Origin of the sequence: Mesorhizobium sp. M0998 (genome assembly GCF_040318885.1) — a bacterium.
Taxonomy (GTDB): domain Bacteria; phylum Pseudomonadota; class Alphaproteobacteria; order Rhizobiales; family Rhizobiaceae; genus Mesorhizobium.
In genome coordinates this window covers 1-10,729 of the sequence record NZ_JAMYND010000079.1, presented here as the reverse complement: position 1 = coordinate 10,729, position 10,729 = coordinate 1, and the positions used below count along the sequence as shown (strand labels likewise).

General features: G+C 58.4%; 6 protein-coding genes and 3 pseudogenes. 5 read left to right on the top strand and 4 right to left on the bottom strand.

The window, feature by feature from the left end; genetic code table 11:
* Positions 1 to 739 (bottom strand): IS256 family transposase (locus tag NKH59_RS32585; protein WP_353024339.1); only part of this gene is annotated, 739 nt, incomplete at its 3' end.
* A gap of 97 nt (positions 740 to 836) precedes the next feature.
* Between NKH59_RS32585 and NKH59_RS33620 the strand changes: the two genes are divergently transcribed.
* Positions 837 to 1,814 carry an IS66 family transposase gene (locus NKH59_RS33620; protein ID WP_502908732.1) on the top strand — a complete coding sequence of 326 codons (978 nt, stop codon included), beginning with the start codon at positions 837 to 839 and terminating at the stop codon, positions 1,812 to 1,814.
* A gap of 30 nt (positions 1,815 to 1,844) precedes the next feature.
* On the opposite strand, the gene NKH59_RS32570 is transcribed toward NKH59_RS33620, so the two are convergent.
* Complete coding sequence (locus tag NKH59_RS32570; RefSeq protein ID WP_353024337.1) at positions 1,845 to 3,236, bottom strand: aspartate aminotransferase family protein; 1,392 nt, start codon at positions 3,234 to 3,236, stop codon at positions 1,845 to 1,847.
* Between the two features lie 331 nt (positions 3,237 to 3,567).
* Here NKH59_RS32570 and NKH59_RS32565 point away from each other — a divergent pair, with 331 nt between their 5' ends.
* Positions 3,568 to 4,731 (top strand): M20 aminoacylase family protein, encoded by a 1,164-nt coding sequence (locus NKH59_RS32565; protein WP_353024335.1) that lies wholly within the window; start codon positions 3,568 to 3,570, stop codon positions 4,729 to 4,731.
* Positions 4,732 to 4,881: 150 nt separating this feature from the next.
* Positions 4,882 to 5,473: pseudogene (locus NKH59_RS32560) on the top strand (IS6 family transposase).
* Between the two features lie 126 nt (positions 5,474 to 5,599).
* On the opposite strand, the gene NKH59_RS32555 reads toward NKH59_RS32560, so the two are convergent.
* Both NKH59_RS32555 and NKH59_RS32550 read right to left on the bottom strand, forming a co-directional pair.
* Entirely contained in the window at positions 5,600 to 5,992 is a 393-nt protein-coding gene (locus tag NKH59_RS32555; RefSeq protein WP_353024333.1) for an aspartate/glutamate racemase family protein, read from the bottom strand.
* Positions 5,993 to 6,440: 448 nt separating this feature from the next.
* Positions 6,441 to 7,601: a M24 family metallopeptidase gene (locus NKH59_RS32550; RefSeq protein WP_353024331.1), complete on the bottom strand. Its 1,161-nt coding sequence runs from the start codon at positions 7,599 to 7,601 to the stop codon at positions 6,441 to 6,443.
* A 186-nt stretch (positions 7,602 to 7,787) separates the two neighbouring features.
* Between NKH59_RS32550 and NKH59_RS32545 the strand changes: the two are divergent.
* Positions 7,788 to 9,001, top strand: a pseudogene (locus NKH59_RS32545) (ISNCY family transposase); the annotation flags it as partial.
* 936 nt (positions 9,002 to 9,937) lie between these two features.
* Positions 9,938 to 10,294: pseudogene (locus NKH59_RS33615) on the top strand (DDE-type integrase/transposase/recombinase); the annotation flags it as partial.
* Between the last annotated feature and the right edge of the window lie 435 nt (positions 10,295 to 10,729).

The window sequence follows — 10,729 nt, the reverse complement described above, 5'->3', positions numbered from 1 at the left end:
CGGTTTGGGGGAAGACGGCGTTGATCGCCTCGGGAAAGCCCTTTAGGCCATCGACGACGGCGATCAAGACGTCGGCGACGCCACGACTCTTCAACTCGTTCATGACGCGCAGCCAGAACTTGGCGCCCTCGGTCTGCTCGATCCAGATGCCGAGGATCTCCTTCGTGCCATCCGGCAGGATGCCGAGCGCGATGTAGACGGCCTTGTTCCTGACGAAGCCCTCGTCCCTGATCTTGACCCGGATGGCATCGAAGAAGACGAGCGGATAGACCACATCCAGCGGGCGATTCTGCCACTCTGCCACTTCCTCCAGGACAGCGTCGGTGACGGCCGAGATCAGGTCCGGCGACACCTCTATGCCGTAGAGCTCCTCCAGGTGGCCGCGGATCTCGCGCACCGTCATGCCGCGCGCATACATGGAGATGATCTTCTCGTCGAAGTCTGGGAAGCGGCGCTGATATTTGGCGATCAGCTTCGGATCGAAGGTTCCGGCACGGTCGCGCGGGATCGTCAGCGTCATCTTCGATGTGCCCGTCAGCACCGATTTCCGCGAATGGCCATTGCGGCGATTGGCGTTGCCGTCGGCCTGCTCCTCATCGAGGTGCTCGTCCAGTTCGGCGTTCAGAATCCGCTCCGAAAGCGCCTTCTTCAGATCGTCGAGCAGCCCGTCTCTGGCGAAAACCTCATTCGGATCGCGACCCGCAAGCAGTTGGTCCAGAAGTTCCTTCTCAATAGCCATGTGATGATTCTCTCCTTTCCATCATCATGGCCTCGCGCACAGAATTCCTGACAGTCCCGGCCGGGCCTGCTTCCATCTCAAGCCGATAGCCGACCACATGCGCGGGCATCTGGCTGCGGCCGAGCGCCTGTTCATGGACGAGACCACGGCGCCGGTACTCGATCCCGGACGCGGCAAGGTCAAGAAAGGCTTCTTCTGGGCAATCGCTTGCGATGACCGCGGCCATGGTGGCCAAGGCCCGCCCATCGTGCTGTTCCACTATGCGCCCGGGCGCGGCGGCGAGCATGCCGAACGCTTCCTTCAAGGCTTCGGCGGACAGTTCCTGCAGGTTGACGCCTATGAGGGCTATGACCGGCTGACACGCCTGGAGCGGCCACAAGGACCATGGATGCTCGTCCATTGCTGGCGCCACCTGCGCCGACGCTTTATGAAGCTGGCGCGCAACACCAAGCCCCCGATCGCCGAAGCCGCCGTGCGCCAGATCGCCACGCTCTACGCCGTCGAGGCGATAGTGCGCGGCATGACGCCACAAGCTCGGCTCGCCGCCCGACAGCAGTACTCCACCCCGATCATCGCCGCCTTGAAGCCGTGGTTTGAAAAACAATTGTCGATGATCTGCTCGGGCTCAAAGCTGGCCGAAGACATCAGCTATGGTCTTGCCCATTGGAAAGGGCTCATTCGCTTCCTCGGCGACGGAAAAAATGCTCTCTTTGCTGGCCACGAGGTCGGGGCCGAAAACTGGCGCTGCTCTCATCCGTTGTGGCCACCTGCAGGCTCAACGACGTCAATCCCGTTGCCTACCTCGCCGAAATCCTCGATGCCATCATCAATGGCCAGCCAGATCGAAGAACTCATGCCTTGGCCATTCCGGAAAACGTCAAGCCCAAATCCATTGGCGATCGGCGAGGCGCTTACGATTAGGCGACCTCATCAATCAATAACCAAGCGACAGATATCCAGCGCTTTGAAAAGCGCCCTGCCGGTTTGGGAGGCACATCGGCAGGGCGCGCCGCGCATAAGTCACGACCGCGTGGCGACCCGACAGTGGCGGCAAGGCTGTGGCTTTGCGCAGTGAATCCGTGGCAGCCCCCGGTGGTCGCTTGCGTCAGTTTACACCTTCGCTGGAAACAAAATCCGCAACTTCGTCCAGAGTCTTTTTGGCCCTTGCCACGACTTCGATTGCTTGCTCTTCGGTAATGATGAGCGGAGGGCAAAAGATAAGCTGGTCGCCCACGACGCGAACAATCAGATTGTTCTGGAGTCCCGAAGCAAATGCCTTTCCGCCTGCCTTGCCGAACTGATTGAATCCTTTTCGCGAAGATTTGTCAGGTACCATCTCGACGGCTGCCATCAGGCCGACGCCCCGTACATCTCCTACGATGGGGTGATCCGAAAGCTTCTGGAGATTCTCCATGAAGATCTTGCCGACCCGCGCCGAGTTGCCTACCAGATCCCGCTCCTCGATGATCTTGAGGTTCTCAAGTGCAACCGCAGTGGCTACGGGATGGCCGGTCGTTGTATAACCGTGACCCCAGGTTCCGATCTTTGCCGTGTTGTCGGCAAGTACATTGTAGAATTCCTCTGTGAACAGAATAGCTGCCAGAGGCATATATGACGACGTAAGCTGCTTTGACGTCACCATAATGTCTGGCTTAAACCCAAAGTAAGTGGATCCAAACATCGTACCGAGGCGGCCGAAACCATTCACGACCTCGTCAGCTACCAAGAAAATATCATGCTTGCGGCATAAAGCTTCAACGCCCTGCCAATAACCCGCCGGCGGAACCAGTACTCCAGCTGCTGCCATAAGCGGTTCGCCGATGAACGCCGCAATCGTTTCAGGGCCTTCCGAGATGATAGTATCTTCGATTTCTTTGAGAAGGCGTGCCGTGAACTTCGCTTCAGTCTCTCCTTCGTAACCGGACGTGCGAAGATGGGGCGTGGTCAGATGGATGACCGGAATAATCGGCAAATCGAAATCGCGATGATTATTCGGCAGCCCGGTGAGACTGCCGGACACCATTGTGATGCCGTGGTAGCCCTTGGTGCGAGCAAGAAACTTCTTCTTCTCTGGCTTACCGCGCGCGTTGTTGACGTACCAGACCATCTTCACGACAGTGTCGTTTGCTTCCGAGCCCGAATTCGTGAACGACACGCGGGTGATCTGTTCGGGCGAAATCTCTACGAGCTTTTCGGCCAGCCGGATGTTGGGTTCGTGGCTCATATGATTGAAGGTGTGATAGAAGGGAAGCTTTTGCATCTGCTTCGTCGCGGCCTCGACGAGACGCGGCTCACTGAAGCCAATTGCAACAGACCAAAGGCCTGCGAAGCTTTCAATGTACTGCTTGCCGCTAATGTCGTAAACGTAAATGCCTTCGCCGCGGTCCATGATGAGTGGGCCCTTGGTCTCATGTAGGCGAGCGTTGGTGAAGGGATGCAGGCCGGTTGCTATGTCAGTTGCGGCCAAGGAATTCGAGAATTGGTTTCCAGCGCTCATTGTCACTGCTCCGGCAATTTAGGTTTGGATGCTTCCGGCGAAGCAGCGCTTTCGAATTGAAAGCCTTCGCACCGTAGGCCACGCGTTGCGATGAACGCAGGCATGCGTACCATCTGTCAGCAGCATCGAGTGGTCAAATGGGGAATCGAGATTTCAGCCATCTAAGATCGCGATTGGACTCTCCCCTGGGGTCCGTCTCCATCTCGACCTTAGATGATGGCGATATGCAAACTGAATTTGACGGATGCCGCCTGCCGATTGATGCTCGACTAAACGAAGGAGCGAAAGCTGCCCTGAAATCAATCATAAGCCGTAAGGTTGGAGCCTCGACATGCATAACGTTGAAACTTTCCGGGACTTGCAGAGCGAGGCTACCGAGTGGCGGCGCTACCTCCACCAAAATCCCGAGCTCGATTATCGAGTACACAACACAGCGAGATTTGTGACCGAGAAACTGGCTTCGTTCGGTATCAACCACATCGAAACGGGGATCGCTGAAACTGGCATTGTTGCATTGATTCAAGGCGAAGGCGGAGAAGGGCCGACGATCGGGCTGAGGGCGGATATGGACGCCCTGCCAATAATTGAAGCGTCAAACAAACCCTGGTCATCGCAAATACCGGGCAAGATGCACGCATGCGGCCATGACGGTCACACGGCCATGCTGCTGGGCGCCGCCAAATACCTTGCGAATAAACGGAACTTCAAGGGCTCTGTTGCCTTAATCTTTCAGCCTGCGGAAGAAGGAGCGCTGGGCGGCCAAAGAATGGTCCAGGAGGGGATTATGGACCGTTTCGGCATTTCCCAAGTTTTCGGCATGCACAACATGCCGGGTATTGAGGTCGGCAAGTTCGGCATTTGCGATGGCCCGATCATGGCGGCCCTTGACGAGTTCGACATTTTAGTTAAGGGCAGGGGCGGCCATGCAGCCATGCCACACCAAACAATCGATCCTATTGTTATCGCAGCACAGATCATCATTGGTCTGCAAACTTTGGTCTCGCGCAACACGGACCCGATTGAGTCGCTCGTCATTTCCGTTACGAAGCTGAACGCTGGCGAGGCGTACAACATCATTCCAGAACACGCTGAACTGGCTGGCACCGTCAGGACTCTCTCACCTGAGTTGCGGGACTTCGCCGAACGACAGATACTGGCGTCAGCGCGAGGTATCGCGCGGGGTTTTGGCGCGGATGTCGAGTTCGAGTACCGTCGACACGATCCCGTCACTTTCAACCATACGGAGGGAACGAGTCTTGCGGTAAACGCGGCACGCAAGCTCGTGGGGACCGCCTTCGTAAACGATAAGATAAAACCGCTGATGGGATCTGAGGATTTCGCCTACATGCTTGAGGCACGGCCGGGCGCGTTCATTTTCCTTGGCAACGGATCGAGTGCTGCCGTGCACAACCCGAAATACGATTTCAACGACGAAGCCCTGCCCTATGGCATCGGCTATTGGGTGAACCTAGTCGAGACCGCGCTTGCTGCCTGATTGGGGCCGCAAGCCAAGTCGAGGAACTGAGGTAGCGCGCCCATGACCGTGGGTGCACCGACCTACAAGAACCATCGCTATCCGATCGAAATCCCAGTCCGTGCTGTCGAACCTGTTGGAGCTCGCTAGCCGCCGACCGAACGGCATCTCATTCGGATCGAAATCGTGGCCCGTGCTGCTTGGCTATACTGCCGCTCCAACCCGCGCGATGTTCAGGAAATGCTGCTCGATGGCGGGGTCGTCGTTTCCTAGGAGACCATCCGCCGAGGGTGCCGAAAGCACGGCCCTGATTATGCGCGCCGCATACGCCGCAAGGCGCCAACGAAGGACGATGTCTGGACCTCGATGAAGTGATGAAGTCGTGGTGCATCAACGGTCAGAAATGCTGGTTGTGGAGAGCGGTTTATCAGGACGGATATGTGCTCGATGAGATCGTCCAGGCGCGCCGCAACACCAAGGCCGCCAGGCACTTGCTGACGCCACTTCTGAAGAATCAGGGTCTGCCACCAAAGCGTATGATCACCGACAAATTGCGCTACTACGGGGCGGCCAAACAACGTCGAACACCGCTCGCATAACGGCTTGAACAACCCGGGCGGAGAATTCCCACTTGCCGTTCCGAAAACGGGAGCGAGCGCGACAAGGTTTTCGGTCGGTTGACTCATTGCAGCATTTCGTGTCGATCTTCTCCGCCGTTCGAAACCTCTTCATCCCATGCCAAACCAACCGCTCCGCATATTAAATTCGAACCCATCGAGGCTAGACCATTGCCGCGTGGGAAGCCGTGAGTGCACGACCTACCTGAAAAGCGCGTTGTCGGGATCACGCGGCCACATTTGAACCAGCCGTCTCCTTACGTGCAACGGCCTCAGCCGATCGACGCGATCATCGTCTGGTAAAGGCCCGTGATGTCGTAAACCAGCAGCTTCGTGAGATGACGGATTGCCGGCGCGACCAGAGGGAACCCTGCGCATTCGAACAGGATGGCAGCAATCTCCGGAACTCTGAGTCGCGTAACGCAGGAGGCGACTTCTGCTTCGATCGCGTTCACGTCAACCGGTGGCGGACGCTCCAATTCGTCATACCAGAACTTGCCGCCTTCGATGCCGCCGATAACCACCCTCGCCCGCTCGGCCGGATCGTGGATCCCGAGCAGATCTTCGCCGCAATGTGTCGAGTCGTAAGTCAGGACGGCGATCTTGGCCTGCGGCGATAATTGGCGGAGCAAGGTCGGCAACAGAAGCAGGCTCGACAACGCCACTGGAACATGCACCGACGCGGCAACAGCCCGCCTGATGCCGCATAGTGAATCCGCAGTCGAGCTTGTTGCGGCGGCGCCTCGCGCGACGAGGCGCCGGGCGACTTCGATAGGCCGGCTCGAGCGCCGGATCGCCTCGGACGACGGTTTCCGCCCAAGCTCCCGGTACCGTCTTCGAGATGACGGGAAAGTTGAAGGAGCGGGATTCAGAATCGAGTGTGGGCAATGTGCACGGCGTGGCCCGGCCGGGTTCCAAATCTAACATTCCCCAGAAGCGAGGGGATTGCGAAGCCATGGAAATCTCTCTGAACCTTGTTCGAATAACGTTACGTTGCTGTTAGATCAAAGAAAACTGTTGCTAAAGATTGCAAATGGCCTGCGCAGTCCAAGCCCTTTTTACAGGTTCGCCGGGCATTGCCGCCCGTCATTTTTTGGGGGCCTGCCGGGGCGATCATGCTTGATAGAGCGTGTGTGGTGTAGTGCTGAGGATTTCCGCACCGCGTTCTGTCACTAGGACCTGCTCGCTGGTCCCGAATAGGTAGCCGTTCTCACTGAATAAGATGAGTGGCATGTGGAGGGTCATGCCTGCCTCGAGTATGTCCGCAGCGCCCGGCTCCAGGCTTAGGTTTCCGCGTTCCGACCAATGGATGCCGGTTTGGTATCCGGTCCGGTGGCGAAAAACCTGCGAACGCCCAGACCGAGCAATCACCTTGCGCGCGGCGGCATCCACCGCACTCGCAGTCTCGCCGGGCTTTATTGCGCCAATCGCGGCTTCGAGTGCCTCAACCGCCAAATCGTGCAGAACTTCGGTCTCAGGATGCCGTCCAAGCACGGCGCTCCGGACCACTCCTGCGGCGTACCCGTGTTTTGCGCCACCGATTTCCACCATGGCCGGTTCGTTGTTTCTGATCGGATGGTGCGCCGGGACGCCGTGCGCGAGCCTCGTACGCTCGCCGAACCCCAAAGAATAAAATTGCGCAAGTTGCCCGCCAGCTTTTTTTACCTCTTCCTCGATGGTCTCGGCCACCTTCGTTTCGGTGACGCCTTCCCTCAGCGACTGCTGAAATGTACGCACGGCCAGATCGGTCATGGCCATCGCATTGCGCATAGCTTCGAGCTCCAGCTCGCTTTTCACCGCCGCTACCGACGCGACCAGACGGGTCGCGTCAGCGATCTTCAAATCAGGAAGTTGCGCCTGAAGCGCGCTTACATCGGCCGCTGCGAGATTCCAACACCCAAGCTCAAGGCCGACCCTCCGGCCATGCAGCCCATAGCGCCGAAGGACATCGGCGCACACTTTTGAAAAGTCTTGCTGCTGAGTATAAGAAATGATCTCGTCTATGCAGCTGGTCGCGCGAACGGTATCCACTTCGTACTCTCGGACAACATACGTCGGCGCCCGCCCCGGCACCAAAATCAGCGGGAACGGTGCGAAGTAACCACCCATTCCATCATAGCCGGTGAGATATCGGAGATGGCCGTGGGCGGTGACGACGAGTGCGTCAAGATTGGCGCTCGCCACAGCGGCAAGCACTTTCTTCTGCCGCCGGTCGTACTCTGTTTTCGGAAATGGGATCCCGGTGAAAGGAATCGCTGAGAATGGCTTGGGCATATATCACCTTGATGATCGCAATTATTGAGGGGCGGCTCGATTCAGCGGAAAGTTTGTGCCCGGTCAGAGTTCAGCTCGCCACCAATCCGCATCTTCGTGGAGTGGACGATCAACCGTCCCTTGGCTTGCGTCAAATGCAGTTTGTGTATTGTTGTCATCTAGCAACGAGATGGACAAAGCTGTGATTCCGCGCTGCGCCACAAGGCGCGAGATCGACGCTCAGACCGTGGAGACTGGTGATGGTATTCGAAATTTCGCCGTCTGTCTGGTCCGCGAAGATTATCTTGCTTTCGGTCCGACGCTAGCGGCTGAGAAGCTGGGCGAGGGACACGGTTTGGTCGTGTCGCGCGAGACGCTGCCCAAGTGGATGGCAGAGGCTGGAATCTGGCTGTCGCGCAAGCAGCGGCGGACATTCCATCAACTGCGCTTGCGGAGCGAAGCCTATGGCGAACTCGTGCAGATCGACGGCAGTGAGCATCGGTGGTTCGAGGAGCGGGGGGATGCATGCACCCTGCTCGTCTTTATCGATGATGCCACCGGCAAGCTTCAGCAGCTACGTTTTGTGAAGTCGGAGAGCACGTTCAGCTACTTCGGGGCGCTGGAGCTCTATCTGGAGGCGCACGGCTGGCCGGTGGCGTTCTATTCCGACAAGCACACAGTATTCCGGGTGCCAAGGCCGAGGCCCGGGCCGGCCGCGGCATGACACAGTTTAGCCGGGCTCTGGCGGAGCTGAACATCGAGATCCTGTGCGCCAATTCCAGCCAGGCCAAAGGCCGCGTGGAGCGCGCCAATCGCACGCTCCAGGACCGGCTTGTGAAGGAATTGCGCCTCGCGGGCATATCCGACATCGAGGCGGCCAACGCCTTCCTGCGGCGTTCACGTCGAGCTTCAGCGAGAAGTTCGCCAAGGTCCCTGCCCGGCCGGACGATCTGCATCGCGCATTGAACGTCGCGCCCCATCGGCTCCGCGACGTGCTTGTAAGCGCGAGCAGCGCTATGTCGGCCAGCAGTTGTCGTTTTCCTACGAACGCAAACAGACTATACTGAGAAGAACGACATCTCGTGCGGGCTGGTTGGCAAGTATGTCGATATCCATGAGTTCGCCGACGGCCAACTGGAAGTTCGATGGAAGGCATGCCCCGCCTTACACCGTCTTCGACAAGGAGCAGCGCGTCACGCAGACTGCGATCATCGAGAACAAGCGGCTTGGTGAAGTGCTTTCATGGGTCAAGGCTCAGCAAGACGAGCGCGACCTCCGCCGAAGATAAAAACCAACAGCGAGCAGACCGCCTATAAGAAGCGGGGCACGAAGCCGGGTGCCGCAGGACGGATTTCATGAGCGATCCAGCCGTCATCACCCGGCGTGAACAGGCATTGGCGGGGCTGTTAGCTGTGGAGTAGACGTCCAGTCCGGCACTCAAAGCTCACATGAGGATTTCTGCGTCAAGATTGATCACTGATGCATAGCACGGTTCCTTTGGATGTTTATTTCGGACCCATGGTCTGAGAACGGGTGCGGTTCCCACAACCTACTCCTTCTGAGCGAGTGCTTTGATGCAGCCTCTCTCGGCCAGAGCGCCGGCCGCTGTTCACTCCTCATGGGATCTAAAGCCGAAACCATGACCAACGCGCCCGACCGGGCTGCGCAACCCCGACCAGCTTACGCCCGATGTTCCGAGCTTGCGAGTTCCAGAAATGTCACTGGTTTCCTCATCCGGATCGGCTCGATCATGCGCCCATTCGGGTCGTCGACTTCTCACACCTCCTTACCGACGCTGGCTTCCGTGGTCAGCGTTCATGCCGTCCCGGCCACGTCGGATCGCGAAAATCTTCCTGTTTCGTCAGCATGGCCCAGATCTTGCAAGCCATCTTGTTCGCCAGCGCGATCGATACCAACGTTCGCAGTTTGCGAGCCAGCATCTGGGCTAGCCATGAGCCCTGCATGGGCGGTCGACGGCCTGCCCAGCTCACGCGGCCATTGCGCCGATGATCAGCAGTCAGTCTGTGGATGTCGGCCTGACCGGTTTTGGACACTGACGAAAGGACGCACATATTGCGGCGCAAATTAGCTTGACCTCATGGCCTTCGGCGCACGGGACGTGACCCGAAGACCGTGCACAAATATATCGAGCGCGGCATCGAAGCGCCGGCCTATGGACCTCGTGCGATCGGGCGGCCGAGCAAGCTGGCGTCCTTCATGGACTTTCTGCACGAGCGCGTAACCGCCTTTCCTGATCTCAGCGCGGCCAGGTTGACCCAGAGATCCGCGAGCTCGGTTATGTCGCGGTGAAGCGCTATCTCGCCGCGATCGGGCCCGAGAACGGACCCAAGCAGTACGACGTGCGATTTAAGACGCGGCCCGGGGTTCAAGCTAAGGTCGACTTTGCCCGCTTTATGGTCGACTTCACCGACGATCCCGGCACCAGCCGGATCGTCTGGCTGTTTAGCCTAGTGCTCGGCCACTCGCGCCTCATCTTCGCGCGCTAGGTCATGCATCACGATCTGCACACGCTGCTCCGCTGTCATATGCAGGCCTTCACTGCGCTCGGCGGCGTCCCGATCGAGATCCTCTACGACCGCATGAAGACGGCCGTGACGGGCGAGGACGATCAGGGCCATATTGTCTACAATCGTTTGCTGCTGGCGCTCGCGCGACACTACCGCTTCCAGCCGCGCGCCTGTCGCCCTTATCGGCATTTGCGATGGGGCGCCTGAAGCGGGCGTTACATCCGGAAGCAGCGTCGCAAACGCGCAGCGTAGCAATATCGACCAGGGGAGCGGCGCCAACCTGCCAGGCGGCACTGGCCGCCCGCTCGAACATCCAGGCGGAACCTCCAGCCAACGGTCGGATGTGCGCCCAGTGAGGCTGCAGCGGAAACCACCCTGCCGCGCTTCTCGATCACCTCATGGATGTGAAATATAAAGAAGCACGCGTTCCTCGGTCCCGTGGGCGTTCTTCGTCGCGTGTACAATTGGCATAGACCTCATGCGCAGTATCGGCTCAAAACTACCCATCAGCCGACTCAGTCTGGCTGGTGGCTCGACAGCTAGGGTCAGGACCCATTAATTTGTTGAGTTGATCTCTGTTGGGTGATTCAAGGTGGCAGGAGGTGCCGCCTTGAGTGATTT

Coding starts and splice junctions, on each gene's coding strand:
- NKH59_RS33620 (WP_502908732.1), top strand. CDS start 837: ATGCGCGGGCATCTGGCTGCGGCCGAGCGCCTGTTCATGGACGAGACC.
- NKH59_RS32570 (WP_353024337.1), bottom strand. CDS start 3,236: ATGAGCGCTGGAAACCAATTCTCGAATTCCTTGGCCGCAACTGACATA.
- NKH59_RS32565 (WP_353024335.1), top strand. CDS start 3,568: ATGCATAACGTTGAAACTTTCCGGGACTTGCAGAGCGAGGCTACCGAG.
- NKH59_RS32550 (WP_353024331.1), bottom strand. CDS start 7,601: ATGCCCAAGCCATTCTCAGCGATTCCTTTCACCGGGATCCCATTTCCG.